General features: G+C 62.9%; 22 protein-coding genes. 7 read left to right on the top strand and 15 right to left on the bottom strand.

Translation table 11 applies throughout. The features are described 5' to 3' along the window. Position 1 precedes the first annotated feature (1 nt). Positions 2–1,282, top strand: a complete 1,281-nt coding sequence (serS, locus tag P3R38_RS15175; protein ID WP_023381087.1) for a serine--tRNA ligase — start codon at positions 2–4, stop codon at positions 1,280–1,282. Continuing rightward, positions 1,283–2,674, top strand: coding sequence for a siroheme synthase CysG (cysG, locus tag P3R38_RS15170; protein WP_277686356.1), 1,392 nt, complete (start codon positions 1,283–1,285; stop codon positions 2,672–2,674). It begins immediately after the preceding gene. Positions 2,675–2,706: 32 nt separating this feature from the next. Here the strand turns inward: cysG and P3R38_RS15165 are convergent, their stop codons facing one another. From P3R38_RS15165 to P3R38_RS15130, 8 genes are all read right to left on the bottom strand, one after another. Next, the gene (locus P3R38_RS15165) at positions 2,707–3,666 is read right to left on the bottom strand and encodes a glutathione S-transferase family protein (RefSeq protein WP_023381085.1); all 960 of its coding nucleotides are present in this window, start codon (positions 3,664–3,666) and stop codon (positions 2,707–2,709) included. A gap of 94 nt (positions 3,667–3,760) precedes the next feature. Next, a complete protein-coding gene (locus P3R38_RS15160) occupies positions 3,761–4,777 on the bottom strand; it encodes a glycosyl transferase family protein (protein WP_277686355.1) in 1,017 nt (338 codons plus the stop codon). Next, positions 4,774–5,109, bottom strand: coding sequence for a TusE/DsrC/DsvC family sulfur relay protein (locus P3R38_RS15155; RefSeq protein WP_023381083.1), 336 nt, complete (start codon positions 5,107–5,109; stop codon positions 4,774–4,776). Before P3R38_RS15155 ends, P3R38_RS15160 begins: the two co-directional genes overlap by 4 nt. Next, positions 5,106–5,402 carry a sulfurtransferase complex subunit TusB gene (gene tusB / locus P3R38_RS15150; RefSeq protein ID WP_023381082.1) on the bottom strand — a complete coding sequence of 99 codons (297 nt, stop codon included), beginning with the start codon at positions 5,400–5,402 and terminating at the stop codon, positions 5,106–5,108. Before tusB ends, P3R38_RS15155 begins: the two co-directional genes overlap by 4 nt. After that, entirely contained in the window at positions 5,402–5,761 is a 360-nt protein-coding gene (tusC, locus tag P3R38_RS15145) for a sulfurtransferase complex subunit TusC (protein WP_023381081.1), read from the bottom strand. The genes tusB and tusC overlap by 1 nt, the downstream gene beginning before the upstream one ends. Position 5,762: 1 nt before the next feature. Next, complete coding sequence (gene tusD, locus P3R38_RS15140; RefSeq protein ID WP_027907070.1) at positions 5,763–6,155, bottom strand: sulfurtransferase complex subunit TusD; 393 nt, start codon at positions 6,153–6,155, stop codon at positions 5,763–5,765. A gap of 83 nt (positions 6,156–6,238) precedes the next feature. Further along, positions 6,239–6,487, bottom strand: a complete 249-nt coding sequence (locus P3R38_RS15135) for a hypothetical protein (protein WP_023381079.1) — start codon at positions 6,485–6,487, stop codon at positions 6,239–6,241. Further along, the gene (locus P3R38_RS15130) at positions 6,480–7,262 is read right to left on the bottom strand and encodes a VacJ family lipoprotein (RefSeq protein WP_023381078.1); all 783 of its coding nucleotides are present in this window, start codon (positions 7,260–7,262) and stop codon (positions 6,480–6,482) included. Before P3R38_RS15130 ends, P3R38_RS15135 begins: the two co-directional genes overlap by 8 nt. A 166-nt stretch (positions 7,263–7,428) precedes the next feature. Here P3R38_RS15130 and P3R38_RS15125 point away from each other — a divergent pair, with 166 nt between their 5' ends. Both P3R38_RS15125 and P3R38_RS15120 read left to right on the top strand, forming a co-directional pair. Further along, entirely contained in the window at positions 7,429–8,136 is a 708-nt protein-coding gene (locus tag P3R38_RS15125; protein ID WP_023381077.1) for a response regulator, read from the top strand. A 65-nt stretch (positions 8,137–8,201) separates the two neighbouring features. After that, entirely contained in the window at positions 8,202–9,488 is a 1,287-nt protein-coding gene (locus P3R38_RS15120) for an ATP-binding protein (RefSeq protein WP_023381076.1), read from the top strand. Here P3R38_RS15120 and P3R38_RS15115 read toward each other — a convergent pair whose 3' ends face one another. The 3 genes from P3R38_RS15115 to dkgB form a co-directional block, all read right to left on the bottom strand. Beyond that, positions 9,489–9,953, bottom strand: coding sequence for a DUF1348 family protein (locus P3R38_RS15115; protein ID WP_023381075.1), 465 nt, complete (start codon positions 9,951–9,953; stop codon positions 9,489–9,491). A 212-nt stretch (positions 9,954–10,165) separates the two neighbouring features. Continuing rightward, positions 10,166–11,347, bottom strand: coding sequence for an MFS transporter (locus P3R38_RS15110; protein WP_023381074.1), 1,182 nt, complete (start codon positions 11,345–11,347; stop codon positions 10,166–10,168). A gap of 156 nt (positions 11,348–11,503) precedes the next feature. Then, positions 11,504–12,307 carry a 2,5-didehydrogluconate reductase DkgB gene (dkgB, locus tag P3R38_RS15105; RefSeq protein ID WP_104881592.1) on the bottom strand — a complete coding sequence of 268 codons (804 nt, stop codon included), beginning with the start codon at positions 12,305–12,307 and terminating at the stop codon, positions 11,504–11,506. 195 nt (positions 12,308–12,502) lie between these two features. Here dkgB and P3R38_RS15100 point away from each other — a divergent pair, with 195 nt between their 5' ends. Beyond that, a complete protein-coding gene (locus P3R38_RS15100) occupies positions 12,503–16,546 on the top strand; it encodes a leucine-rich repeat domain-containing protein (RefSeq protein WP_277686354.1) in 4,044 nt (1,347 codons plus the stop codon). Positions 16,547–16,612: 66 nt separating this feature from the next. On the opposite strand, the gene P3R38_RS15095 is transcribed toward P3R38_RS15100, so the two are convergent. Both P3R38_RS15095 and P3R38_RS15090 read right to left on the bottom strand, forming a co-directional pair. Beyond that, positions 16,613–17,107, bottom strand: a complete 495-nt coding sequence (locus tag P3R38_RS15095; protein ID WP_023381071.1) for a DUF934 domain-containing protein — start codon at positions 17,105–17,107, stop codon at positions 16,613–16,615. Further along, complete coding sequence (locus P3R38_RS15090; RefSeq protein ID WP_023381070.1) at positions 17,091–18,743, bottom strand: nitrite/sulfite reductase; 1,653 nt, start codon at positions 18,741–18,743, stop codon at positions 17,091–17,093. Before P3R38_RS15090 ends, P3R38_RS15095 begins: the two co-directional genes overlap by 17 nt. 215 nt (positions 18,744–18,958) lie before the next feature. Between P3R38_RS15090 and P3R38_RS15085 the strand changes: the two genes are divergently transcribed. Continuing rightward, on the top strand, positions 18,959–20,035 hold the full coding sequence (locus tag P3R38_RS15085; protein ID WP_023381069.1) for an ABC transporter substrate-binding protein: 1,077 nt from the start codon (positions 18,959–18,961) through the stop codon (positions 20,033–20,035). Positions 20,036–20,302: 267 nt separating this feature from the next. Here the strand turns inward: P3R38_RS15085 and P3R38_RS15080 are convergent, their stop codons facing one another. Then, positions 20,303–20,521 carry a DUF2970 domain-containing protein gene (locus P3R38_RS15080; protein WP_023381068.1) on the bottom strand — a complete coding sequence of 73 codons (219 nt, stop codon included), beginning with the start codon at positions 20,519–20,521 and terminating at the stop codon, positions 20,303–20,305. 130 nt (positions 20,522–20,651) lie between these two features. Next, a complete protein-coding gene (gene metH / locus P3R38_RS15075; RefSeq protein ID WP_104883571.1) occupies positions 20,652–24,359 on the bottom strand; it encodes a methionine synthase in 3,708 nt (1,235 codons plus the stop codon). Between the two features lie 167 nt (positions 24,360–24,526). Between metH and P3R38_RS15070 the strand changes: the two genes are divergently transcribed. After that, positions 24,527–26,836, top strand: a complete 2,310-nt coding sequence (locus P3R38_RS15070; RefSeq protein ID WP_186598172.1) for a fatty acid cis/trans isomerase — start codon at positions 24,527–24,529, stop codon at positions 26,834–26,836. Positions 26,837–26,854 lie beyond the last annotated feature (18 nt).

The following is a 26,854-nucleotide window of genomic DNA, read 5'->3' as shown; positions in this document are numbered from 1 at the left end:
TATGCTCGATGCCAAACTGTTACGCGGCCAACTTCAGGAAGTGGCGGATCGCCTGGCCTCCCGTGGCTTCAGCCTGGATGTCGCGCGCATCGAATCACTGGAAGAGCGCCGCAAGGCGGTGCAGACCCGTACCGAGCAACTGCAGGCTGAGCGCAATGCCCGCTCCAAGTCCATTGGCCAGGCCAAGGCCAAGGGCGAGGACATTGCGCCGCTGATGGCCGATGTCGAGCGCATGGCCAACGAGCTGGCCGCTGGCAAGGCTGAACTCGATGGTATCCAGGCTGAGCTGGACGGCATTCTTCTGACCATCCCCAACCTGCCGGATGCCAGCGTACCGGTCGGCGCGAGCGAAGAAGACAACGTCGAAGTGCGCCGCTGGGGCACGCCGCGTGCCTTCGATTTCGAAATCAAGGACCATGTGGCCTTGGGCGAAATCAGCAAAGGCCTGGACTTCGAAGCCGCAGCCAAGCTGTCCGGTGCCCGCTTCGCCGTGCTGCGTGGCCCGATCGCCCGTCTGCACCGCGCCCTGGCGCAGTTCATGATCAACCTGCACACCGGTGAACACGGCTACGAGGAACACTACACCCCGTACATGGTGCAAGCCCCGGCCCTGCAGGGTACCGGTCAGTTGCCGAAGTTCGAGGAAGATCTGTTCAAGATCAGCCGCGATGGCGAAGCCGACTTCTACCTGATTCCTACCGCCGAAGTGTCGCTGACCAACCTGGTGGCCGACCAGATTCTTGATGCCAAGCAATTGCCGCTCAAGTTGGTTGCCCACACGCCTTGCTTCCGCAGTGAAGCGGGCGCCTCCGGCCGCGACACCCGCGGCATGATCCGTCAGCACCAGTTCGACAAGGTCGAGATGGTGCAGATCGTCGAGCCGTCCAAGTCCATGGAAGCGCTGGAAGGCCTGACCGCCAATGCCGAGCGCGTGCTCCAGCTGCTGGAACTGCCCTATCGCGTGCTGGCGCTGTGCACCGGCGACATGGGCTTCGGTGCGGTGAAGACCTACGACCTGGAAGTGTGGGTGCCTAGCCAGGACAAGTACCGCGAAATCAGCTCGTGCTCCAACTGCGGTGACTTCCAGGCCCGACGCATGCAGGCGCGCTGGCGTAACCCGGAAACCGGCAAGCCTGAGCTGGTGCACACCCTCAACGGCTCTGGCCTGGCGGTCGGCCGCACCCTGGTGGCTGTTCTGGAGAACTACCAGCAGGCCGATGGCTCGATCCGCGTGCCCGAGGTGCTCAAGCCATACATGGGTGGTGTCGAGGTCATCCGCTAAATGGATTTCCTGCCCCTGTTCCACAAGCTGCAAGGCGGCCGCGTACTGGTCGTCGGCGGTGGCGAAATCGCTTTGCGCAAAGCGCGCCTGCTGGCCGATGCCGGCGCCGTGCTGCGGGTGGTCGCGCCCGAGGTCGACAGCCAGTTGGCCGCGCTGGCCCATGAAGGTGGCGGCGAGGTGCAGGTGCGTGGCTATCGCATGAGCGATCTGGACGGCTGCCGTCTGGTTATTGCCGCGACCGATGACACTGGGCTCAATGCCCAGGTCTCGGCCGATGCCCAGGCACGCAGCCTGCCGGTCAACGTGGTGGATGCCCCGGCGCTGTGCACGGTGATCTTCCCGGCGATCGTCGACCGCTCACCCCTGGTGGTGGCGGTTTCCAGTGGCGGCGATGCCCCGGTGCTGGCGCGGTTGATCCGCGCCAAGCTCGAGGCCTGGATTCCGTCGGCCTATGGCGAACTCGCTGGCCTGGCTGCGCGGTTCCGTGACAAGGTCAAGGGCTTGTATCCGGATGTCAATCAGCGTCGGGGCTTCTGGGAGACGGTGTTCCAAGGCCCCATCGCCGAGCGCCAGTTGGCCGGGCAGGGCGCCGAGGCCGAGCGCCTGCTGCAGGCCATGGTCGAGGGCGCGCCGGTGCAGCAGGGTGGTGAGGTGTATCTGGTGGGGGCCGGTCCTGGCGATCCAGACTTGCTGACCTTCCGTGCCTTGCGCCTGATGCAGCAAGCCGATGTGGTGTTGTACGACCGTCTGGTGGCCCCGGCGATCATCGAGATGTGCCGGCGTGATGCCGAGCGTATCTACGTGGGCAAGCGCCGCTCCGACCATGCCGTGCCGCAGGACCAGATCAACCGCCTGCTGGTCGATCTGGCCCGCCAGGGCAAGCGTGTACTGCGGCTCAAGGGCGGTGATCCGTTCATCTTTGGCCGCGGTGGCGAGGAGATCGAGGAGCTGGCCGAACAGGGTATCCCGTTCCAGGTAGTACCGGGCATTACCGCGGCCAGTGGTTGCTCTGCCTACGGCGGTATTCCGTTGACCCATCGTGACTATGCGCAATCGGTGCGCTTCGTCACTGGCCATCTCAAGGACGGCACCAGCAACCTGCCTTGGAATGACTTGGTCGCGCCTGCCCAGACGCTGGTGTTCTACATGGGGTTGGTGGGGTTGCCGACCATTTGCGCCGAACTGATTCGCCATGGCCGTGCGGCCAGCACGCCTGCGGCGCTGGTGCAGCAGGGGACTACGCGAAATCAGCGGGTGTTCACCGGCACCCTGGCAGATCTGCCAGAGCTTGTGGCCCGGCACGAAGTGCATGCGCCGACCCTGGTGATCGTGGGGGAGGTGGTGAAATTGCGTGAGAAGCTGGCCTGGTTCGAAGGGTCGCAGCAAGATTGAGTAACCGGGGCCGCTTAGCGGCCCCCGTTATTTCAGTCTTTCCAGATGCCTTTACCCACCAAGCGTTGCCGATCGTGTGGCAGGTTGAAGTCCTGCAGCGGCCCCTTTGGCACGATGCCTGTCGGGTTGATGGTCTTGTGACTCATGTAATAGTGCTTCTGGATGTGCTCCATGTTCACCGTCTGCGCAACGCCGGGCCATTGGTACAGTTCACGCAGCCAGTTGGACAGGTTCGGATAGTCGGCCAGACGACGCAGGTTGCACTTGAAGTGGCCGTGGTACACCGCATCGAAACGTATGAGCGTGGTGAACAAGCGCACATCGGCTTCGGTCAGGTACTCACCGGCCAGGTAGCGCTGGCGGCTTAGCAGGTCTTCCAGGGCGTCCAGTTCATTGAACACATCGTCGAACGCAGCCTCATAGGCTTCTTGTGTGGTGGCGAAGCCTGCGCGGTAAACACCATTGTTCACCGTAGGGTAGATACGGGCATTGAGTGCGTCGATGGTCGGGCGCAGCGGCTCGGGATACAGGTCCAGCAGGTTGCCGGTCAGTTCGTTGAACGCCGTGTTGAAGATCCGAATGATCTCGGACGACTCGTTGTTGACGATGCGCTTTTGCTGTTTGTCCCACAGCACAGGCACGGTGACGCGCCCGGTGTAATGCGGATCGTCTTGGGTATAGCGCTGGTGCAGGTAGCTCAGTGCGTCCAGGTGATCGCCGGTGGAGCCGTTCTGGACGTCGAAAGTCCAGCCGTTTTCGCCCATCAGCCAGCTCACCACCGACACGTCGATCAGGGGTTCGAGCCCTTTGAGGGCGCGTACGATCAGGGTGCGATGGGCCCATGGACAGGCCAGCGAGACATACAGATGGTAGCGGCCGGCTTCAGGAGCGGGTAGCGCGTTGCGGCGTTGGGCGTTTTCACGTTTGAAGGCGCCGTCCTTGCCGTTTTCATACCACTGGTCGTGCCAGCGGCCGTCGATCAAAAGGCCCATGCTGAGCTCCTCGGAACAAAGTGTTTGTCGTTGGAGCCCAGTCTAGGTGAAAACGTTCGAATAAATAGCGCAAAGACTGGGGGTCTTTGATCGGCTATTTCGATTGTTTGCGCGCGGTCCAGTAGTGGCGAGCGGTTTCGAAGGCCTCCTCCCGCGATTGTCCAAGCCCTCGCAACGCCAAGGCCATCGTCGCGACCACGGCCATTTCGCCATAGCTGTCCTGTGCCTCGCCCCGCCATACCGTCATTAGATGTTCCGGTTGCAGGCTGGCTGGCTTGACATGACGGCGCTCACTGAGTGCCGGCCATTCCTCGTCCCATGCCTCGCCGGCGGAGGTGCCGTACAAGTGGCTGATGACATCGGGGTTGACCTCGATTTCGCCTCCATCGCCCTTGATGACCACGGCATGGTCGCCAAGCAGGCGGCTGGCCTCGCGATGCACGGCCTGGTAGCCGGGGTGGAAGATGCTCTGCAGGCCACAGCGGGCACCCAAAGGATTGAGCACCCGGGCCAGGGAGTGAATCGGTGAGCGTAAGCCAAGGGTGTTGCGCAGGTCGATCATGCGTTGCAACTGGGGGGCCCAGTCTTGCAGTGGGATGAACGCCAGTTGCTGCTGGTCCAGGGCACTGGACACCGCTGCCCAGTCGCGGCACAGCGGAATGTGCAGCAGGTCGAGCAGTTGCTCGGTGTACAGACGTCCGGCAGTGTGCGCGCCGCCGCCGTGCAGCAGGATGCGCACACCGTTTTGGGCCAGGCATTTGGCCGACAGCAGGAACCAGGGCAGGTGGCGCTTCTTGCCGGCATAGCTGGGCCAATCCAGATCGACGGCTATCGAGGGTGCTTGCAGGTGTGCCCGCAGGGCTTCGGTGAAACCGGCCAGCTCCTCGGCACTTTCTTCCTTGTGCCGCAACAGCATCAGGAATGCACCCAGCTGAGTGTCCTCGACCTGGCCTTCGAGCAGCATGGCCATCGCGGCGCGGGCTTCCTCACGGGTCAGGCTACGGGCGCCGCGCTTACCCTTGCCCAGAATGCGTACGAATTCGGCGAAAGGGTGCTCGGCCGGGGTTTGCAGAGTGAGTGGGCGCGGGCTGTTGGTCATCGGCTCGGTCATATACAGTTGGTCGGCTTGGGCAGGCCCGCCAGCTTGGCGGCGAGTTTGGCGGGCGTGCCATTGAACAGGCGGTTCAGGTGCGGGCTGTTGCCCTTCTCCGGGCCCAGCTTGAGCGCGGTGTACTTGATGAGCGGGCGGGTGGCCGGGGACAGCTGGTATTCCTCATAGAACTGACGCAGCAAAGCGAGGATTTCCCAGTGATCCGCGGTCAGGGAAATGCCTTCGCGGCTAGCGAGGGCTTCGGCAACCGGCTGCGACCAGTCTTGCAGGTCGACCAGGAAGCCGTCTTTGTCCAGGGCGATGTCGCGATCACCGACAGTCAGGGTACTCATAGCCAGCTGTTGACCTTGTCATATTCCAGCGAAAGCGCGACGAAAGCCGGGTAATCGACAGGCTTGGCCAGGTCGCTATCTAGGGCGCGCGCCTGCAGGTCTTCTTCGAGGGCGAACAGGCGTTGTCCGAGGCCGCTGGCCTGCAGCGCAGCATAGGGTTCGCTGCCCGGGCGCAGGGCGTACACCGCGTCGCCGCACAGCAGCAAGCCATCCCCGGCACCCAGCAGGCGCAGGCAACTGTTCAGGCGGTCATCGCCAAAGGGGGAGTGGGCAATAACATGCAGGGTCGTCATCAGAGGGTCACCACCAGGTCGAAACGGGCGATCAGTTCAGCAAGGGCCTCGTCTTCCAATACTTGCACTGGCAGCGCCAAGGCTTGGTCGCTCAGGCCGCGCCGGTTCAGGCTATGGCCGCAGGCGAAAAGCGCTTCGACACCGAACATCGGCAAGGCCTGCAGGTTGGCGGCAAGATTTTTTTGTTGCACGGTGGACGGTTGCTGGCCTGGGGTGAGCTGGAACACGCCATCGTCGAGAAACAGCATGGCCAATGGCAGGTCGAACGCGCCGCCGGCCAGTGCAATGTCCAGCGCCTCTCGGGCCGAGGGCCCGCTCCAAGGTGCCTGGCGGCTGATGATCAACAGGGACTTGCTCATCTCAGTCGCCTCCGAAGCAGATCAGGCGATCGGCGAGCTGAGCGGCCTCGTGCAACTGGCCCAGGCCCGACAATGCCCAGGGTTTGGGCAGGTTGACCGCCGGACGCTGGTACCGGTTGGCTTCGGCATCGTCGAGCACGCCGCGACGCAGGGCGGCGGCGATGCACACCACGGCGTCGAGCTGGTGTCGCTCGACGAAGGTGCGCCATTGGCCGGCCAAGTCCAGTTCATCCTGGGGTGCGACGATATTGGCCGAGGCGCTGTGCACGCCATCTTGGTAGAAAAACAGTCGGACAATTTCATGCCCGCCCGCCAACACCGACTCGGCAAAGCGCAGGGCGCGACGCGAGGAGGGCGCGTGGGCCGGGGAAAACACCGCAATTGCGAATTTCATGGGCAACTCGTGTAAAGGAATGACGCCATGATAATGCAAAACAGCCCGCACCTGTTGGGGCGGGCTGGGCCCTGTGGCGGGTTCTAGAGGCTGTTCAAAACCGCGCCTTGCTTGGCCATCCACTTGAGCAGTGCAGTGATCGGCACGCTGCGATGAACCTCGCGGCAGTGCGGACGGCCTTGAGCGGTGCGATGCTCCCGGTAGCGGCTCACGATCAGGTGTTGGCCATCGTCGGACACCCTGGCTTGCAATTCATGCAGCAGAACGGACTCCGATGCGGCACGTTCCAGGCGTCTGAACAGCAACATCGACGCATTGGCTGGGTCACTCATCGCCTTGCTCCCGGCAGCTAGGAACCCACGCAATGTGCTTGCCGGCCTTGCCCTCGGCCACATAGTGGGCGCGCACCATCGCGGTGTAGTCGCGCACGGCGCGGTAATAGTCCGGCGCCTCTTGCAGCACGTCGGTCAGCGCAAGCGCCTGGGCGCGTCCTGCCACTGCGCCACCGGTCATGGCAACGGTGTTCAGGGTTTGGACCGTGTCGCTGTTGTCGCCGAACGGGTCGATGGCCAGGCTCAGTACGCGTCCCGTGGCGTCGCGCAGGTTATGCGAGCCCAGCAGCGGCAGTTCCACGATAGGCCCGGCACCGATGCTCCAGACGCCGAAGGTCTGGCCAAAGTCCGCGCTGTGGCGCTCCAGGCCCATCTTTCCGGAAACGTCGATCAGGCCGGCCAGGCCGAAGGTGGTGTTGAAGATGAACCGCGACAGGGTAGTCATCGAGCGTTCGACATTGCCTTGCAGCAAGTCGTTTACCCATACCTTGGGTTCACCGAAGTTGGCGACGAAGTTGTGCACGCCCTGCTGGGCGGCCTCGGGCAGTTGGGTATAGCCACGGGCGACCGGCGCCGCGATGTAGTCATCGACGCCTCGGTTGAAGGCAAACACCGCGCGGTTGGCCGGCTCGGCGGGGTCACTGATCTGGTAGCGGGTGTCGCTGCACGCGAGGGTCGTTGAAGCGGCCCGTTGGCTACAGCCCCCGGCGCTGAGCAACAGGAGGGCCAGCAGCGCACTGCGGGCAGATGCCGATAGCAAAACAGAAGCAGACATGGATGCATTCCTGACGAGAACGGGTGCAGATGCTGCGGGTGCTTTTTTGCCTGGGCATGTCCGCTTTGTCTCCGGCCTGATGCATTGTTTCCGGGTTGAAATATATGACGGCACCGGTCGGATGGTCTTAAATACGCCATCTTGCCTATTCCCGTGGTGCCTTTGTGTGAGTCATTTGCTGATTGTCGACGACGATGTCGAAGTGCTGGACCTGCTGCAGAAATTCCTCCGCCAGCACGGCTATGACGTGGAGGTGGCCAGCGATGGTGCAGGCCTGTGGCGGGCATTGGCGCGACGGGTACCGGATCTGGTCATCCTCGATGTCATGCTGCCCGGCGAAAGCGGCCTGGTGTTGTGCCAGCGACTGCTCGCCGAGCACCAGTTGGCAGTGATCATGCTCACCGCCATGGGCGAGCTGAGTGATCGCGTGGTAGGGCTGGAGCTGGGCGCGGATGACTACCTGACCAAGCCGTTCGCCGCTCGCGAGCTCCTGGCCCGGGTCAGGGCGGTCTTGCGCCGTGCCGGTGAAGCCCCGGTGCCGGCGGGCAATTCGCGCACGATTCTTGAATTCTCGGGCTGGCAGCTGGACGTGGTGAGGCGCGAACTGCGCTCTCCCCAGCAGGTGATGATACCGCTGTCCAATGGCGAGTTCGAATTGCTGTTGGTGTTCGCCGAGCACCCACGGCGAGTGCTGAGCCGTCAGCAACTGCTCGACCTTGCGCGCGGTGAGACGCATGAAGCGTATGACCGCAGCGTCGATGTGCAGGTCAGTCGCTTGCGTCGCAAGCTGGAGACCGATAGCCAGGTCGAACCGCTCATCCGCACGCTGCGCAACGTCGGTTACCTGTTCACGCCAACGGTGGTAAGGCGGTGAAGGCAAGGGCGCTAGACCGTCAGAAAGGGTGGCGTCCCCGCATCACCATCACCCGCTGGATCGCGATGACGACGCTGGTCGCGATGCTGGCTCTGCTGGCCGTGCGTGGCCTGCTCAGTCTCGTGCTGGAAACCTGGGCGCAACCGCCCTTGCTGCAAAGCGGAATCATCGAGCGAATCGCTTCCGTCACTCGCATCCTCGACGTCGCGCCTGTGGAGCAGCGCGCGACGATTGCCCAAGCGGCCGGTGACACTACCTACCGCGTGCAATGGCTGCAGCGGCATGCCGACGCGGGTATCCCCAGGGTGAGGGATGCAGGCTTTCCCGAGGGCGAGCCGATCTTGCGTGCGTTGCTGGGTCGGCCCGATGCCAGGATCGAAGCCTACGGGCCACCGAACCTGCCGCCCGAGCTGGCGGGGCAGGGTTATGCGCTGATGATCGAGTTGTCGGATCGTTCATGGGTGGTGTTTCGCGCTCCCTCGCGCAATTGGGGGCTGGATGAGTTGCCCCGCTACCTGATAATCCTCGTACTGATGCTGGCGTCCAGCGTTGCCGTGGCCGTGCTGGCTGGCCGCTACCTGGCAAGTCCACTGGAGCGCTTTGCCGAAGGTGCGCGGCGATTCGGCAAGGACTTCAACGCACCGCCCATTCCGGTGGTCGGCCCCCATGACCTGCGCCAGGCGATACTCGCGTTCAACGCCACGCAGGCGCAACTCAAGCATTTTCTCAATGACCGCACGCAGCTGCTGGCCGCCATTTCCCATGATCTGCGGGCGCCGTTGACCCGGATGCGACTACGTGGCGAGTTCGTCGAAGACAGCCAATTGCAGGCGAAGCTGTTCAAGGATGTGGACGAAATGGAGTCCATGGTCAACGCCGCACTCGAGTTCTTCAGGGACGATGCGCGGTTCGAGCAGACCACGGCATTCGACCTGGGCGAGTTGCTGCAGACGGTGGTGGACGATTACAAGGATGCCGGTGTGGAGGTAGCTTTCGACGGCCCGCGTCACTGGGTTTACGTCGGGCGGCCGATTGCGCTCAAGCGAGTGCTGGTCAACCTCATCGACAACGCCGCCAAGTATGGCCGGGAGCCGAGGCTTGAATTGCGCGTGAGCGCTGATGAGTTGCAAATCCAAGTGCTCGACCGTGGGCCAGGCATCGCCCCGCAATTGCATGAGCAGGTCTTCGCGCCGTTCTTCCGTATCGAAGGCTCGCGTAACAAGACTACCGGAGGGGTGGGGCTTGGGTTGGCGACGGTGCGTGCGATCGTGCTTGAGCAAGGGGGGAGCGTAACCCTGACCAACCGCCCAGAGGGTGGGCTGCAGGTCAGGGTCACGTTGCCGATCGATTGATCAGAGCCCCAGGTCGCTGAGGCCTGGGTGATCGTCCGGGCGACGGCCCAGTGGCCAGCGGAATTTGCGCTCCGCTTCGGCAATGGGCATTTCGTTGATGCTGGCGTGGCGGTTCTGCATCAGCCCGTCCTCGGCGAACTCCCAGTTCTCGTTGCCGTAGGCACGGAACCATTGGCCGCTGTCGTCGCGGTACTCATAGGCGTAACGCACTGCAATGCGATTGCCGGTGAACGCCCACAGCTCCTTGATCAGGCGGTATTCCAGTTCGCGGTTCCATTTGCGGGTCAGGAAGGCCTGGGCCTGTTCACGGTTGGTGGCGAACTCGACGCGGTTGCGCCAGCGGGTGTCCGGGGTATAGGCAAGCGCGACCTTCGCCGCATCGCGGCTGTTCCAGCCGTCTTCGGCGAGACGGACTTTTTCGATGGCCGAGGCCTGGGTGAACGGTGGCAGTGGAGGACGGGACATCGTGGTATTCCTCTAATGAAGGGAAGGAACGGATCTGTTGGCGACGATGTGTGGCCATTTCGTCGATCGGCACGATGAAGGCTACTATTGCGCACGCTGGCGGAGAATCCGCGCGACCGGCACTTCATAGTTGCGGCCGGTGGAATAATGCGCGGTTGCTTGCGAGGATGACCAGCCGGGGCTGCGCGGGTAACGCAGCCCCCGCCAGCGGTTTACGCGGCGTCGCTCAGGGAGGCCTGGCCGGCCTTGCCACGCTGGCCAAGCCAGACCAGCAGCAGCCCGGCGCCTGCCAACAAACCACCCGCCATGGGCACTGCAGCGTAGCCCAGATCCACGCTGATCACCGCCCCACCCAATGCCGCACCCAACGCATTACCCAGGTTGAAGGCGCCCACGTTGATGGACGATGCCAGTCCTGGCGCCTCGCTGGCGGCGATCATCACCCGCATTTGCAGCGGTGGGACCACGGCGAAGGTGAACACCCCCCAGATCAGCAGGGCGGCAGCGGCGCCGACATGGCTGGCCAGCACCAGGGGCATCAGCAGCATGATCACGGCCAGCACGCCCAGGAAGATTTTCGCCGCCCCGTCCAGCGACCAATCGGCCAGGCGTCCGCCGAGGCTGTTGCCAAAGGTGAAACCCACGCCGATCAGCACCAGGGCGAGGGTGACGAAGGCGTGCGAGGCCCCGGTCAACTCGGAAAGTACCGGCGCTACGTAGGTGTACAGGGTGAACATGGCGCCTGCGCCCAATACGGTGGTGGCCATGGCCAGCAACACGCTGGGGCGGGCAATCACTGCCAACTCCTTGCGCACGTGAGGCACACTGCCGCGTTCACCTTTGGGCAGTGCATACCACAGCGTCGCCATCGCCAGCAGGCCGAGCACGGCGGTGCCAGCGAAGGCCATGCGCCAACCGACCTGCTGGCCCACCCACGTGGCGGCGGGCACGCCACCGATGTTGGCGATGGTCAGGCCCATGAACATGGTGGCCACGGCACTCGCTTGCTTGTCCTTGGGTACGACACTGGCGGCCACCACTGCGCCCAGGCCGAAGAAGGCACCATGGTTGAGGCTGGTGACCAGGCGCGAGGCCAGCAGCGTGTAGTAGTCCGGCGACAGCGCCGACAACAGGTTGCCCAGGGTGAAGATGCTCATCAGCCCCATCAATGCGGCACGCTTGCCGAAGCGGCTGAACAGCAGGGTCATGATCGGTGCACCGACCATGACGCCCACGGCGTAGGCGGTAATCAGCATGCCCGCGCTGGGAATGCTGACCCCAACGCCGTCAGCGATCACCGGCAGCAGGCCCATGGGGGTGAACTCGGTGGTTCCGATGCCGAATGCGCCGATGGCGAGGGCGAACAGAACCCGTTTGGAGGAAAGCGTGCTCATCGGCAGCTCCGGTTTGAAAATAGGGAAGATCGCAGGTGAAACGGTGTCGTCTGAAAGCGAGCGTGATCACTGCAGGAACGGGCTTGCCCGCGAACACGGGCACTGCCCGTGCCACCCACTGCGCAGCGTGCTTCGCGGCCCAGCTCGCTGCTGGTTTCAGTCCCAGGCGGGCGCCAGGTTGTCCGGGCTGACTTCTCGGCCGTTGCGCTCGAGGGTAGCGATGCGCGCCATATCGTCATCGTCCAGGCGCAGGCTGCGGGCCAGCAGGTTGCTTGCCAGGTTCTCGCGCTTGGTGGACGACGGTATCACCGCATATCCCAGTTGCATGGCCCAGGCCAATGCCACCTGTGCCACGGTGGCCTTGTGCTTGTTGGCGATCTCGGACAGTACCGGGTCTTTCAAGACCTTGCCGTAGGCCAGTGTCATGTAGGAAGTGACGGTAATACCCTGTTCCTTGAGGAACGCCGCGAGCTTGCGGTTTTGCAGGTAAGGACTCAGTTCGATCTGGTTGGTGGCGATCTCGCCTTTGCCGACCACCTCGATTGCCTGTCGGGTCAGCTCGATGTTGAAGTTGGAGATGCCGATCTGGCGGGTCAGGCCCAGTTTCTTGGCCTCGGCCAAGGCCGTCATGTATTCGCTCGGTTCGACACCGTTGCCGGGGGCCGGCCAGTGAATCAGCAGCAGATCGACGTACGCGGTGCGCAGTTTGCTCAGGCTTTCGCGCAGGCTGGGAACCAGCTTTTCAGCGCTATAGTTCTCGACCCAGATCTTCGTGGTGATGAACAGCTCGTCACGAGGTACGCCGCTCTTGGCGATGGCCTCGCCGACCTCGGCTTCGTTCTTGTAGATCTGCGCGGTATCGATCACCCGATAGCCCAGCTCCAGGGCGGAGGTGACCGAGTCGATGACGGCCTGGCCGGTAAGACGGAATGTGCCGAGGCCGAAGGATGGAATGCTCATGTAGGCTCCTGATCAATGAAGTTCGTCGTTGTTGCCAGTGGCGAGCAGTGTGCGGGTTTCCCGGGAAATGATTAAGGGCATGCGCGGCCAAGGATATTTGACTTGCAGTCACGAATCGCCGGTGCATCACATAAGTAGTGCTTGGGTGGAGCGGTAGCCTGTTTAGCTTGGGTTTTCACCCAAAGGACCGCCTCCATGACCTTCGAACCCTCCCCACCACACGATGTCGACTCCCTGATCGCCAGCAGGTTGCCGGAATGGCTCACCGCTGCCTCGCTGGATGATCTGAGCAGGTTGCGTACGAGTTTGTTGCAACAGCAACGCATCCAGCACCAACTGGCGGCTCGCTTCGCCAGGGTGGCGCCTTTGGATACCTTCGGCGAAGCGCTGCTTGGGCAGGCATTGGCAGCGCGCGCGTGGCCGCGAACGGATGTCCGCAGGGCCAAACTGCGCCACACCCGGATCGTGGTTCCCGCACAGGGCGCTCCGGGCGCATTGGGCCGGCGCGTGGAAGAGGTCAGTGAGGTGACTTTACTGGCGGCTGCGCTGCAGAATTTCGCCGAACACGAAACAGCGCCGTCCGGCGCGCTGCACACCTCGGTGATCGTCGATGCGCAGGATGAGCCGTTGGCGCTGCAACCTGCCGCCTTCATGCAGCTTTGCCGCGAGGTGGATGTTGGCGATGCCTATCAACGCCACCTCGATGAGGTTATTGCGAGGCCGGCCGACATGCGCCATTTGCTGGAAGAGGGCGCCCGTGCGGCGCTGGAGGCCTCCGTGCGCCTGGCCCTGCTCAGTGGCGGAATCGACCGGGCAACCTACTACTCGCTGTTGCCTATCATCTCGGTGGCGCCCATCGTCGGCCCGAATTCCGGGCGCGCCGTGCCGTTCGACTTTCGCGTGCTCGGCAAGCGAGTGCGTGGTGGCGTGGCATTCGAGATTCGCCATGGCCTCCAGTCGGATGCGCCGCTGCAGGGGGTAGTGCTGTGGGTTCCGGACGATCCGCATGGCGCGTTGCAACGCTTCGACACCTGGGCGGCCCTCTGGCAGGGGCTTGGGCGGCGTTTCAAGGCGCCGGACTATGCGGCCTTCTTCGCGCGGTTCATCAGTGAGCGCGACCGTCCAGGGTTCGTCCAGGCACTCGATGGCTTGATCCGAAGTGCCGCAGGCCATGGGGCGATCCAACTCGATGGCCGCAGCCACCGGATCAATGCGCCGTTGTTTCGACATCTGCGCGAGGTTCGCGTGGACACGATGCTGGACGATGCAGCGCTTCTGGCTGTCCCTAGCGCGCAGGCGGCCAAGGCCGAACGCGAGCAGCGAATGTCCGAATACGCAAACGCAGGCCTGAACGTACTGGGGCTGGCTAGCCTGTTCGTGCCAGCCCTGGGCCTGCCCCTGTTGGGCATCGCGGCCCTGCAGATCGCCGATGCGGTCTTCGAAGGCTATGAGGATTGGCAATTGGGTGACCGGGAAGGGGCCTTGAAGCATGTGTGGGGTGTGGCCGAAAACGTAGCCGCAGGCATTACCCTGGCTGGCGCTGGACAGGTTGCGGCCAGGCTGATCGAGCGTTCTGCCCAGGTGGACAGGCTGGTTCCGGTGCTGACGGCTGGCGAGCAGGTCCGGCTGATCGACCCCAGCCTGCCGGGCTACGCAGTGCCTGATCAGGACGTGGCGGTCGGTGAACGCACCCAGGTGGCGGGCACGACGAGGGTGCGTACCCTGCAGGCGACTTATCAGGTACGTGAGGAGCACGGCGGTTTTCGCATCCAGCACCCTCGCAGGTCGTCTGCGTACTCGCCCTGGCTCGATGATAACGGTGAGGGCGGCTGGCGCCATCAGTTGGAAACGCCACGGGACTGGCAGGATCCGCACTACCTGATGCAGCGGTTGGGCAGTGAATGGGCCACACTCGACCGGCAGACAGCCGAACGGGTCATGCATATTGCCGGTTTCGACGAGGACCGGCTGCGCGAGTTGCACCTGGAGCATGCGCCTGCACCTGCGCGTTTGTGGGATGCCTTGCAGCGCTACCAGTTGCACGAGCGCCAGCCTGGCCTGATCGGCGAGGCGTTCGAGCAGCACTTCGCCGCGATGCAGGCCGCACCGACGCCAGCTGCCCAATTGTTGCGTAGGGATTTTCCGGGCTTGTCGGCGCGCGCCGCGCAGGAAATCGTCGAGCACGCCGGCACGCAGCAGATCGAAACCCTGGTCAACAGCGGCCGTGTTCCGTTGCCGCTGGCCACCCAGGCGCGTTGGGCGCTGCGCGACAGCCGCCTGGATCGGGCTTGTGTCGGTTTCTACCAGGCGGACGCGATCAACCCTGACAGCGAACGCTTGGCACTGGGTTTGATTGACCATTGGTCAGCCTGGCCGGACACGCTGCGCATCGAAATTCGCCTGGGCGGCGTCGCTGGAGAGCTTCGAGCGCGCAGCGCTGCCCAGGATGCCACGCAGGTGGGCTACATCATCAAACGTGGACAGGGCTACCAGGCAGTGGATGGCCATGGCACCGGGTTGCCTTCGGCGCAGGTGGACGACAGCTTATTCAAAGCGTTGTGGCTGCAGTTGGTCGATGCCCAGAAACATGACTTGGGGGAGGCGGGCCGCTCGCCCGAGTCCTTGAGCCAGGCCCTTGCCCTGAGGGCCTCTGACCAACGCGAGCGGGCCGCTCACCTGCTGGGCATGGCGCCGAGTGCTCTGGGAGTGCGTCCGCCGGTACGCCTGGGTGATGGCCGGCTGGGCTATCCGCTCAGTGGCGGGGAGATTGGCTGGCTGCCAAGGGGCGAGGCAGTCAATGCCGGCGCTGCCCAGGCGCGCCAGTCGATTCGTGCCGGCGTATGGCACCTGTTTCCGCACCGCTCTGCCGCGGACATCCACTGGCTGATTTTCCAGTTGGCGCGAAGGCCCGGGCAGTCGATCTGGGTTGCCTTCAGCGAACTGGCCAGGCAGGTGGATAGGCTGGAGTCGAGCCTCAGGGCCTGGCGAGGCGTGTACCTGGACCCTGCGTACCGCAGTCGGCAACAAGCGGGGCAGTTGATTCGCGAGGCTTGGGAACCGGAGTTTTTCGGGCCGCATGGTGTCAGCGAACTGGTGGTGCGCAACCTGCCCATGGGCACCTGGCCAGAGCTGCCAGCGGACCTCGCGTTCAAGCACATACACCGGTTGAGCTTGGTCAATGTGGCCCTGAAGTCGCTGGATGACGCATTTCTGAGTCGCTTCCCCAACCTGCGCCAGTTGCAACTGGGCGGCAACAAACTGGTCGGCGTGCCCCGGCTTGATGGCATGAGGCATCTGAACACGCTCGATTTGCAGTTCAACAAACTGACGGCCATCGACGGTGTGGGGCAACTTACCGGCCTGGCCGAGTTGATCGCCAACGACAACGAGCTGGTTGCATTACCTGAGTTGGGGGGCCTGCAGCGGTTGACGCGGCTGGATCTACAGCGCAACCGCTTGGCTGATGTCGAGGGTTTGCAACAGATGACCCTGTTGACTCGTCTGGACCTCAGCGACAACCGACTGATCCGGTTGCCTGATTCGATTCACAGACTCGTGCGCGTGCAGTACCTGAGCCTCAGTGGAAACCGATTCGAAAGTCTGCCTGCCGGGATCGAGCAGATGACAGGGCTGCTCGAGCTGGACCTTTCTTATAACCAGCTTGCCGAGCTGCCAAAAGGGCTGGGAGAGCTGAGCCGACTCAGGCAGTTGAATGTAGGCGACAACCGCTTGATCCGTGTGCCTGGGGACCTCGCCAAGCTAAGCCAGCTGAGCGTTCTGGACCTGCGTGACAACCAGCTGACCGCCATTCCCGAGGGTTTGGAGCGCTTGAGGAAACTGCAGGAGTTGTACCTGACAGGCAACCAGATCGTCATAGATGGGCCGGGTGCCCAGCGCCTGGAAGCGTTCAGTGCACTGCGAACCCTGCACCTGGGGGGCAACCCGATCGGCACTGTTCCCGCGCTGCGCAACCTGGATCACCTTAGCCACCTGTCGTTGCGCGCCACTGGCCTGACCGAGCTGCCGCTCGCTTTCCTCGAACGTCATCCTGACCTGTATGTCGACCTTGCCGAGAACCTGATCGTCGATCTGAGTCAGCAGGCGCTGCAGTGGATTCGAAATCACCCGACCCGACTGAATCTTTTTCGTAATCCGCTGGATGTTGAAGCCATGGCCCGGTTGCAAGCCGTCCAGTTGCAACTCGATACGCTCAGTCGACAAGGCCGCAGCCACGCTTGAAGAAGCGGCCTGCGGAAATGCAACGGCCCGCCAAGGAGGCGGGCCGTTGTGGCAAACACGGTCGAATCAGCGGCGGCGGAACAGCGGCAGCGGTTCGTCGGTGGCGGCCTGGTAGGTGACCGAGAAGTCCTTCAGGCTTTGCAACGCATCTTCCGGGTCTTTGTCGGCGCGGATGGCGAAGGCATCGAAGCCGCAGCGGGCCATGAAGAACAGCTGGTCGCGCAGCACGTCGCCTATGGCGCGCAGTTCGCCCTTGAACTTGTAGCGGTCTCGCAGCAGGCGCGCATTGGAGTAGCTGCGCCCGTCGGTGAAGGCCGGGAAATTCAGGGCGATGACCTGGAACTGGTCGACGTCGTCGCCAATCTCCTCGGCTTCTTCGTCGCTGTCCAGCCACACACCCAGGCCACCGTCGCGGGCCTTGAGCACGTGGGCATGGTCTCGCCACAGCTGCAGGGGGACGATGTAGTCGTCGCAGTTGGTCAGCTCGTCGAGGGTGGTTTCCTTGGGCAGCAGGTGCCAGGTTTCGTCGACGAGTTGGTTGTTCTTAATGATTCGCTGCATAGACGCGTTCCTTGAAGGGGTCGATGCCGATACGCTGGTAAGTGTCGATGAAGCGCTCTTCTTCGGTACGCTGTTCCACGTACACGGCAATCAGCTTCTCGATCACATCGGCCATGTCTTCCTGGGCGAAGGACGGGCCGAGGATCTTGCCCAGGCTCGCGCCGCGCGCGGCGTTGCCGCCCAGGGAAACCTGGTAGAACTCCTCACCCTTCTTGTCCACGCCGAGGATGCCGATATGGCCCACGTGGTGGTGGCCGCAGGCGTTCATGCAGCCGGAAATGTTCAGGTCGATTTCCCCGATGTCGAACAGGTAGTCCAGGTCGTCGAAGCGGCGCTGGATGGACTCGGCGATCGGGATCGACTTGGCGTTGGCCAGCGAGCAGAAGTCACCACCCGGGCAGCAGATGATGTCGGTCAGCAGGCCGATGTTCGGCGTGGCGAAGCCGTTCTCGCGCAGCTCCATCCACAGCGTGTGCAGCTGACGCTGCTCGACGTCGGCAAGGATGATGTTCTGCTCGTGGGAAGTACGCAGGAAACCGAAGCTGTAGCGCTCGGCAAGGTCCGCCACGGCGTCCAGCTGCTTGTCGGTCAGGTCGCCTGGTGCTACACCGGTCGGCTTGAGCGACAGGGTCACGGCCACGTAGCCGGGCTTCTTGTGGGCGCGAGTGTTGCGCGAGCGCCAGCGGGCGAAGCCTGGGTGCTCCTGGTCCAGTGCGCTGTAGTCGACGTTTTCCAGCGCCTTGTAGTCAGGGTCGACGAAGTGGCGCGACACACGGTCGACTTCCGCTTGGGTCAGGGTGGTGCTGCCGCCACGCAGGTGGACCATTTCGGCCTCGACCTTCTCGGCGAACACCTCAGGGGTCAGTGCCTTGACCAGGATCTTGATGCGCGCCTTGTACTTGTTGTCACGGCGACCGTAACGGTTGTACACGCGCAGGATCGCGTCCAGGTAGCTGATCAAGTCCTGCCATGGCAGGAATTCGTTGATGAACGAACCGACCACCGGGGTACGGCCCAGGCCACCGCCGACCAGCACGCGGAAGCCCAGCTCGCCGGCTTCGTTGCGCACCGGCTCCAGGCCGATATCGTGGACTTCGATGGCCGCGCGGTCTTCCTGCGAGCCGTTGACCGCAATCTTGAACTTGCGCGGCAGGTAGGCGAATTCCGGGTGGAAGGTGGTCCACTGGCGGATGATTTCGCACCAGGGGCGAGGGTCGACGACTTCGTCGGCAGCCACACCGGCGAATTGGTCGGTGGTGGTGTTGCGCAGGCAGTTGCCGCTGGTCTGGATCGCGTGCATCTGCACGGTGGCCAGCTCGGCCAGGATGTCTGGAACATCTTCCAGCGCAGGCCAGTTGAACTGCACGTTCTGCCGGGTGCTGATGTGCGCATAGCCCTTGTCGTAGTCGCGGGCGATCTTGGCCAGCAAGCGGACCTGGGTCGAGTTCAGCTGGCCGTACGGCACGGCGACGCGCAGCATCGGGGCAAAACGTTGGATATAAAGGCCGTTCTGCAGGCGCAGAGGGCGGAATTCTTCTTCGCTCAGCTCACCGGCCAGGTAGCGGCGGGTCTGATCACGGAACTGCTTGACGCGGTCCTCGATGATCCGCTGATCGTACTCGTCGTATACGTACATAAAAGTCCTGTCTCAGGCTGCATGCAGCTATTCGCGCGCACGGCCGCGCACTCCGGTTTCGGAGCCGGGGAACGATATCAGGTTGTAGTTATGCGCTAAAGTGATGTTTTTGCATATGAAAAGAACTAAACGGACTATGTGAGACTGACTGGCATTTGTTCGCCCGTGCGCCGACATGTTTATACTCGCGACTTTGTTTCGACGGGTGTAACCGCATGCTCAAGGCGTTGTGCCAAAGCCTGTGCCTGAGCCTGCCGCTGGTAGCCAGTGCGCAGGCTGCTTCGGTGGTATTTCTCAACCCAGGCCTGTCCAGCGAAGCGTTCTGGACCAGCTATTCGCGTTTCATGCAGGCGGCGGCCGACGACCTGGGCATGACCCTTCGGGTGGAGTACAGCGAGCGCAGTGCCGAGCGTGCGCTGGTTCAGGCCCGGACGATTCTCCAGGGGCCGCAGCGACCCGACTACCTGGTGCTGGTCAACGAGCAGTACGTGGCGCCGGAAATCATCCGGCTGTCCCAGGGCACCGGGGTCAAGTTGTTCCTGGTCAACAATGGCCTGACCGCCAGCCAGGCCCAGAGTATCAAGGCGCAGCCGGAGAAATACGCACAGCTGTTGGGTACCCTAACCGCCAATGACGAACAGGCCGGTTACCAGATGCTGCACCAGATGGTCGCTTTGCTGCCCCGTAGCAACGAGCCCGTGGACCTGGTGGCATTCGCCGGGGTCAAGAGCACGCCAGCCTCGCAATTGCGCGAGCAGGGCATGCGCCGGGCGTTGGCGGACTTTCCCCAGGTGCGCTTGCGTCAGGTCGTGTACGGTGGCTGGAACCGTCAGCGTGCCTTCGAACAGGCCCAGGTGCTGCTTGAGCGATATCCGGACATCAAGCTGGTCTGGTCAGCCAATGACGAAATGGCTTTTGGCGCCATGCAGGCGTTCGAAGCGGCTGGGCGCAAGCCGGGCCGGGACGTGGTGTTCAGCGCGATCAACAGCTCCCCCGAGGCACTGCGGGCACGAATCGATGGACGCCTGGGGGTATTGATGGGCGGGCACTTCACCTTGGGCGGCTGGGCCATGGTGATGCTGCATGATGATGCCCAAGGGGTGTCGATGGATCGTGATGGCCTGCATGAGTACCGGGCGCCGGCGCTGCAATCGATCGACGAGAACAAGGCCCGGCGTTGGCTGAAGCTGCTGGATCGGGACGACTACGGGATCGATTTCCAGCGTTACAGCGCCGAAGGGCGCCCGGCCGGTTTCCAGTATCCGTTTCTTGCGTCACCCGTCGACTATTGAAAAACCCTGCTTGAGAGAAGGGCATCGCTCGTCTTAACTGCTGGTTGTGAAGTGCATTCCCATAACCACTACAAGAGGCAATGCAATGGGAAACTCAACCAAGGTCCGCAAAGCTGACAGCAGCGTCGATGCCTGGGCGATCCTCTGCCTGATCGTCCTGGTGGTGGTCACTGCCGTATATTGGGTCAGCCACCAGTAGCCTTAGTCTTCAGACCGTGACTCAACCTGAGCCGCCCGTGGAAGGGATTTCCGCGGGCGGATTGCGTTTTAGCGGGCGGTGAGGTGCACGGCCAGTTGCACGAGGCCGATCAGCACCAGGATGAACACCAGCGTGAACAACGTGCCCAGCACGATGAAGTGGCTGGCTTTGCCGTGAGTGAAGTCGCGTGCCCGGTTCTTGCCGCTCTGCACGCCGAACGCTGCGGCCAGGATGCTGTGCAGCATCTGCCAGAAGGTGGGCGGCTTGCCTTGGCTGGAATCGTCCATGGGGGCTCCTGATCAATGCAGAGGCATACAAGGACAGTGTAGGTGATAGGTACTGGCCTCATCGCTGGCAAGTCGGCTCCTGCAGGCTCTGCGCCATCGTTGCAGGCGCCGGCGTGCCGGCGATGAACTGTCAGCTGTCGTAACCGAGGTTAGGTGCCAGCCAACGCTCACTTACGGTTACTTCCTGGCCCTTGCGCGCGCTGTAGCTGTCGATCTGGTCCTTGTCGACCTTGCCCACGGCAAAGTACTGCGCCTGCGGGTGGGCGAAATACCAGCCGCTGACCGCTGCCGCCGGGAACATCGCGAAGTGCTCGGTGAGGAATACGCCACTTGGGCCGGTTTCGCCGATGGCGCTGCCGTCGAGCAGGCGGAACAGCGTGGCCTTCTCGGTGTGATCCGGGCACGCGGGGTAGCCTGGGGCAGGGCGGATGCCGCTGTACTGCTCCTTGATCAGCGCTTCGTTGTCCAGGTGCTCGTCCTTGGCATAACCCCAGTGCTCTTTACGCACCTGCTCGTGCAGCCATTCGGCGCAGGCCTCGGCCAGGCGGTCGGCCAGGGCTTTGACCATGATCGAGCTGTAGTCGTCGCCCTTGTCCTGGTAGGCCTTGGCCACTTCCTCGGCACCGATGCCAGCGGTGGTGATGAAGCCGCCCATGTAGTCAGTGACGCCGCTGTCCTTTGGTGCGACGAAGTCGGCCAGGGAGAAGTTCGGCTTACCGTCCGGCTTGATGGTCTGCTGGCGCAGGTGGTGCAGGGTGGCCAGCGTCTGGCCGTTCTCGCCGTACACTTCGATGTCGTCGTCGGCCACCTGGTTGGCTGGCCAGAAACCGAAGACGGCACGGGCGCTGATCAGCTTTTCGTCGATCAGCTTGTCGAGCATCTCGCGGGCATCCTTGTACAGCGCGGTGGCGGCTTCCCCGACCACCTCGTCGGTGAGGATGCGCGGGAACTTGCCGGCCAGGTCCCAGGAGATGAAGAACGGGGTCCAGTCGATGTACTCGGCCAAGGTGCGCAGGTCGATGTCTTCCAGCACCTTGACGCCGGTGAAGGACGGGACGACCGGTTGGTAGCCGGCCCAGTCGTACTTCGGTTTGGCGGCCACTGCCTGGGCGTAGCTCAGGCGCTCGGTGCGGGCGCTGCGGTTGGCGGTGCGCTCGCGCACTTCTTCATAGTCCTGGCGAGTTTTCTCGACGAAGCCTGGCTTGAGCTCCTTGGACAGCAGCTGGGTGGCGACACCCACGGCGCGGGAGGCGTCGGTGACATAGACCACCGCATCGTTGCTGTACTTGGGTTCGATCTTCACCGCTGTGTGGGCCTTGGAGGTGGTGGCGCCACCGATCATCAGCGGCAGGTGGAAATCCTGGCGCTGCATTTCACGGGCGACGTGGACCATCTCGTCCAGCGACGGGGTGATCAGGCCGGATAGACCGATGATGTCGCAGTTCTGTTCACGGGCGGTCTGCAGGATCTTCTCCGCCGGCACCATCACGCCCAGGTCGACGATGTCGTAGCCGTTGCAGCCCAGCACCACGCCGACGATATTCTTGCCGATGTCGTGCACGTCGCCTTTGACCGTGGCCATCAGGATCTTGCCCTTGGCCTCTGGCTTGTCGCCTTTTTCCGCCTCGATGAAGGGGATCAGGTGGGCTACCGCCTGTTTCATCACGCGGGCTGACTTCACCACCTGGGGCAGGAACATCTTGCCAGCACCGAACAGGTCGCCGACCACGTTCATGCCGCTCATCAGCGGGCCTTCGATGACCTCGATAGGACGCGCGCACTGTTGACGGCACTCTTCGGTGTCTTCGACGATGAAGGCTGTGATGCCTTTGACCAGCGCGTGCTCCAGGCGTTTTTCCACCGGCAGCGAGCGCCACTCTTCGTTTTCCACTTCCTTGGCCGCGCCACCGCCCTTGTAGTCATCGGCAATGGCCAGCAATGCATCGGTGCCGTGCGGGGTACGGTTGAGTACCACGTCCTCGACCTTCTCGCGCAGGACAGGCGGGATCTCGTCGTAGATCTCCAGCTGGCCAGCGTTGACAATACCCATGGTCAGGCCGTTCTGAATGGCGTGGTAGAGGAACACCGAGTGGATCGCCTCGCGCACCGGGTTGTTGCCGCGGAACGAGAACGATACGTTGGACACACCACCGCTCGACAGCGCGAAAGGCAGGTGGTCACGGATGTAGGCACAGGCCTCGATGAAGTCGACGGCGTAGTTGTTGTGCTCTTCGATGCCAGTGGCCACGGCGAAGATGTTGGGGTCGAAGATGATGTCTTCCGGTGGGAAGCCTACCTCGTTGACCAGGATGTCGTAGCTGCGCTGGCAGATCTCCTTCTTGCGTGCGGCAGTGTCGGCCTGGCCGACTTCGTCGAAGGCCATCACCACCACGGCGGCGCCATAGCGCTTGCACAGGCGTGCGTGGTGCTTGAACTGCTCGACGCCTTCCTTCATGGAGATCGAGTTGACGATGCCCTTGCCCTGGATGCACTTGAGGCCCGCTTCGATCACTTCCCATTTGGAGGAGTCGATCATGATCGGCACGCGGGAGATATCCGGCTCGCCAGCGATCAGGTTGAGGAAGCGGACCATGGCAGCCTGGGAGTCGAGCATCCCTTCGTCCATGTTGATGTCGATCACCTGGGCGCCGGCTTCTACCTGCTGCAGGGCGACTTCCAGCGCTTCGGTGTAGTTCTCTTCGCGGATCAGCCGGGCGAATTTGGCGGAACCGGTGATGTTGGTCCGCTCGCCGACGTTGACGAACAGCGACTGACGATCGATGGTGAACGGTTCCAGGCCCGACAGGCGGCAAGCCTTGGGAATATCGGGAATGGCCCGCGGCTTGTACTTGGCCACAGCTTCGGCGATGGCCTGGATATGCGGCGGGGTGGTGCCGCAGCAACCGCCAATGATGTTGAGGAAACCGCTGGCAGCGAACTCCTCGACCACGGCAGCCATTTCCGCCGGGGTTTCGTCGTATTCGCCGAACGCGTTGGGCAGGCCGGCATTGGGGTGCGCCGAAACATGGGTGTCGGCCTTGGTCGCCAGTTCTTCCAGGTACGGACGCAAGTCCTTGGCGCCCAGGGCGCAGTTCAGGCCGACGGAAATCGGCTTGGCGTGTCGCACCGAGTTCCAGAAGGCTTCGGTGGTCTGGCCGGACAAGGTTCGGCCGGAGGCATCGGTGATGGTGCCGGAGATCATGATCGGCAGTTCGACGCCGTCTTCTTCGAACACTTGCTGCACGGCAAAGATCGCGGCCTTGGCGTTGAGGGTGTCGAAGATGGTTTCGATCAGCAGCAGGTCGGCGCCGCCTTCGATCAAGCCACGGGTGGCCTCGATGTAGTTTTCCACCAGCTCGTCGAAGGTGACGTTGCGGTAGCCGGGGTCGTTGACGTCCGGGGAGATCGAGCAGGTACGGCTGGTAGGGCCGAGCACGCCGGCGACGAAACGCGGTTTGTCCGGGGTTTCCAGGGTCTTGGCGTCGGCCACCTGGCGGGCGATGCGGGCGCCTTCGACGTTCAGCTCGTACACCAGCGACTCCATGCCGTAGTCGGCCTGGGAGATTTGCGTGGCGTTGAACGTGTTGGTTTCAAGGATGTCGGCGCCAGCGTCCAGGTAGGCCTTCTCGATGGCGGCGATCACATCGGGGCGGCTGAGCAGCAGCAGATCGTTGTTTCCCTTGACGTCACTTGGCCAATCGGCAAAGCGCGTGCCACGATAGTCGTGTTCCTCGAGGCGGTAACTTTGGATCATAGTACCCATGCCACCGTCGAGGATCAGGATGCGCTCTTTGAGTGCGTTCTGGAGTGCTTGGAGACGAGCGCTGCGGTCGGACATAGGAACTACCTGGTCGGGCAAAAATCAGAAGGTGCCGAATCATAACAAAGCTGCGCGGTTTTTAGGCGCGCTGCCCATTTGCATGAATTCTGTTCATGTTGGGTCGATGAGCATCCAAGGACGACCAGGCTAACGTGATGGCTTTCTGTAACCAGGATTTCGCGCACATGGTGCATCGCTGTTTTATTGCCCTGGCTTGTGGCTTCGCGCTGCTCGTCAGTGGCGTAGCCTTTGGGCAGGGCCCCCAGTCGAGTCCGGGCATCTCCTACACCCGGGATATTCAACCGATCTTCACCGAGAAATGCGTGGCCTGCCATGCGTGCAACGACGCCGCGTGCCAGCTCAAGCTGGAAAGCCCCGAAGGTGCAGTGCGCGGTGCCTCCAAGGTGCCGGTGTACCAAGGCGACCGGAGCAAGGCGGTGCCCACCACACGGCTGTTCTACGACGCCCATAGCGAGGCCGAATGGCGTAAGAAGGGCTTTTATTCGGTGCTCGACAACCAGGGCAGCCAGGCCGCACTGATGGCTCGAATGCTCGAACTCGGTCACAAGACCCCGCTCACGCCCAATGCCAAATTGCCCGACGAGATCGTGCTTGGGCTCAACCGCACCAACATGTGCCCGTTGCCCCATGAGTTCGACGCTTATGCCGGCGCGCATCCCAAGGAAGGCATGCCGCTGGCCGTCACCGGTCTGACCGACCAGGAGTACCAGACCATGCGCGCCTGGCTGGCCGCCGGTGCGCCAGTCGAATACCAGCCGATCCAGCCCAGCCCGGTCGAAGCCAGGCAGATCGCCGAGTGGGAAGAACTGCTCAACCGTCCCGGTTCCACCGAAGCATTGGTGGGTCGTTGGCTGTACGAGCACCTGTTCCTCGCGCATATTTATTTCGTCGGCGGCGAACAAGGCCACTTCTTCCAATGGGTACGTTCGCGCACGCCGAGCGGCCAGCCGGTCGACCTGATCGCCACTCGCCGCCCCAACGACCCGCCGGGCACCGACTTCTACTACCGCCTGGTGCCGGTGCAGGGCGTGATCGTGCACAAGACCCACATCACGTACCCCATGGGTCCGCAGAAGCTCAAGCGGGTCAAGCAGTTGTTCTACGCGGGCGACTGGCATGCCACCGCGCTGCCGGGTTACGGCCCACGTCACCGGGCCAACCCGTTCGAGACCTTCGAGGCGATTCCGGCGGTGGCGCGCTATCAGTTCATGCTGGATAACGCCGAGTACTTCGTGCGGACCTTCATCCGCGGCCCAGTTTGCCGTGGGCAAATCGCCACCGACGTGATCCGCGACAACTTCTGGGCGCTGTTCCAGGAGCCAGCGCATGACCGCTACATCACCGATGCCAAATACCGCAGCGAAGCCACGCCGCTGTTGGCGATGCCTGGGCAGATCGATGACGTGGGCAGCGTGCTCACCCTGTGGCACGCCTACCGGGACAAGCGCAATGAATATGAAAAGCTGCGCCGCGAGGCCTACGCCGAGATGGCGCCGCCGAGTTGGTCGACCCTGTGGGCGGGCAACGACAATGCCTTGCTGACCATCTTCCGCCACTTTGACAGTGCTTCGGTGACCAAGGGGTTGATCGGCGATGTGCCGCTGACCACCTGGCTGTTCGACTACCCGTTGTTCGAGCGCACTTATTATCAGTTGGCGGTCAACTTCGATGTGTTTGGCAACGTCTCGCACCAGTTGCAGACGCGCTTGTACTTCGACTTGATCCGCAACGGCGCCGAGGTCAACTTCCTGCGCCTGATGCCGGCCGATCAGCGTGGCAAGGTGCTCAGCAACTGGTACCAGAACAGCGGCAAGGTGAAGATGTGGATGGACTACGAGGACATCGACACCGACACCCCAAGCGGGCTGAAACTCGACCCTCGCGACCCGACGCGCGACTTTGGCCTGAAACTGCTGCAGCGCACCGGCAGCCTCAACGCAGCGCCAGACCCGATCAACCGCTGCAAGGGCGCTTATTGTTCACGGCCGGAGATGGATGCCGAGTTCCGCGATGTAGAGCAGTCGCTCAGCCGACTGGTGTCGCGTCCGGCGGCGGGGCTGAAGGTGATCAACCAACTGCCCGAGGCGACCATGCTGCGCATCGAAGGCGAGGGCGGCCGCCGTCAGGTCTACAGCCTGTTGCGCAACAGGGCCCACAGCAATGTGGCCTTCTTGCTGGGCGAGGCGTACCGCTACCAGCCAGGTCTGGATACCCTGACCCTGTACCCGGGGGTGCTCAGCAGCTACCCGAACTTCATCTTCAACATCCCGGCGTCGAACGTGCCGGAGTTCGTCGAGGACATGGAGGCGGCACGCGACGACCCGGCCAAGTTCGAACGCATCGTCATGCGCTGGGGCGTGCGGCGTAGCCATCCGCGGTTCTGGTTCTACTTCCATGACCTGAACACCTTCATCGAACAGACCGATCCGGTCGAGGCGGGCGTACTGGACATGAACCGCTACGAGAACCTCTGATCGGCCGGACTGACCTTT

Source organism: Pseudomonas sp. NyZ480 (genome assembly GCF_029537255.1).
GTDB classification, from domain to species: Bacteria; Pseudomonadota; Gammaproteobacteria; order Pseudomonadales; family Pseudomonadaceae; genus Aquipseudomonas; species Aquipseudomonas taiwanensis.
The sequence above is the reverse complement of the archived record's forward strand: the minus strand, read 5'-3'. Positions and strand labels throughout refer to the sequence as shown.

Coding starts and splice junctions, on each gene's coding strand:
- P3R38_RS15070 (WP_186598172.1), top strand. CDS start 24,527: ATGGTGCATCGCTGTTTTATTGCCCTGGCTTGTGGCTTCGCGCTGCTC.
- dkgB (WP_104881592.1), bottom strand. CDS start 12,307: ATGAGCATTCCATCCTTCGGCCTCGGCACATTCCGTCTTACCGGCCAG.
- tusD (WP_027907070.1), bottom strand. CDS start 6,155: ATGAAATTCGCAATTGCGGTGTTTTCCCCGGCCCACGCGCCCTCCTCG.
- tusB (WP_023381082.1), bottom strand. CDS start 5,402: ATGACGACCCTGCATGTTATTGCCCACTCCCCCTTTGGCGATGACCGC.
- P3R38_RS15120 (WP_023381076.1), top strand. CDS start 8,202: ATGACGACGCTGGTCGCGATGCTGGCTCTGCTGGCCGTGCGTGGCCTG.
- serS (WP_023381087.1), top strand. CDS start 2: ATGCTCGATGCCAAACTGTTACGCGGCCAACTTCAGGAAGTGGCGGAT.
- P3R38_RS15160 (WP_277686355.1), bottom strand. CDS start 4,777: ATGACCGAGCCGATGACCAACAGCCCGCGCCCACTCACTCTGCAAACC.
- P3R38_RS15165 (WP_023381085.1), bottom strand. CDS start 3,666: ATGGGCCTTTTGATCGACGGCCGCTGGCACGACCAGTGGTATGAAAAC.
- P3R38_RS15155 (WP_023381083.1), bottom strand. CDS start 5,109: ATGAGTACCCTGACTGTCGGTGATCGCGACATCGCCCTGGACAAAGAC.
- tusC (WP_023381081.1), bottom strand. CDS start 5,761: ATGAGCAAGTCCCTGTTGATCATCAGCCGCCAGGCACCTTGGAGCGGG.
- metH (WP_104883571.1), bottom strand. CDS start 24,359: ATGTCCGACCGCAGCGCTCGTCTCCAAGCACTCCAGAACGCACTCAAA.
- P3R38_RS15110 (WP_023381074.1), bottom strand. CDS start 11,347: ATGAGCACGCTTTCCTCCAAACGGGTTCTGTTCGCCCTCGCCATCGGC.
- P3R38_RS15095 (WP_023381071.1), bottom strand. CDS start 17,107: ATGCAGCGAATCATTAAGAACAACCAACTCGTCGACGAAACCTGGCAC.
- P3R38_RS15135 (WP_023381079.1), bottom strand. CDS start 6,487: ATGAGTGACCCAGCCAATGCGTCGATGTTGCTGTTCAGACGCCTGGAA.
- P3R38_RS15130 (WP_023381078.1), bottom strand. CDS start 7,262: ATGTCTGCTTCTGTTTTGCTATCGGCATCTGCCCGCAGTGCGCTGCTG.
- P3R38_RS15080 (WP_023381068.1), bottom strand. CDS start 20,521: ATGGACGATTCCAGCCAAGGCAAGCCGCCCACCTTCTGGCAGATGCTG.
- P3R38_RS15085 (WP_023381069.1), top strand. CDS start 18,959: ATGCTCAAGGCGTTGTGCCAAAGCCTGTGCCTGAGCCTGCCGCTGGTA.
- P3R38_RS15100 (WP_277686354.1), top strand. CDS start 12,503: ATGACCTTCGAACCCTCCCCACCACACGATGTCGACTCCCTGATCGCC.
- P3R38_RS15090 (WP_023381070.1), bottom strand. CDS start 18,743: ATGTACGTATACGACGAGTACGATCAGCGGATCATCGAGGACCGCGTC.
- P3R38_RS15115 (WP_023381075.1), bottom strand. CDS start 9,953: ATGTCCCGTCCTCCACTGCCACCGTTCACCCAGGCCTCGGCCATCGAA.
- cysG (WP_277686356.1), top strand. CDS start 1,283: ATGGATTTCCTGCCCCTGTTCCACAAGCTGCAAGGCGGCCGCGTACTG.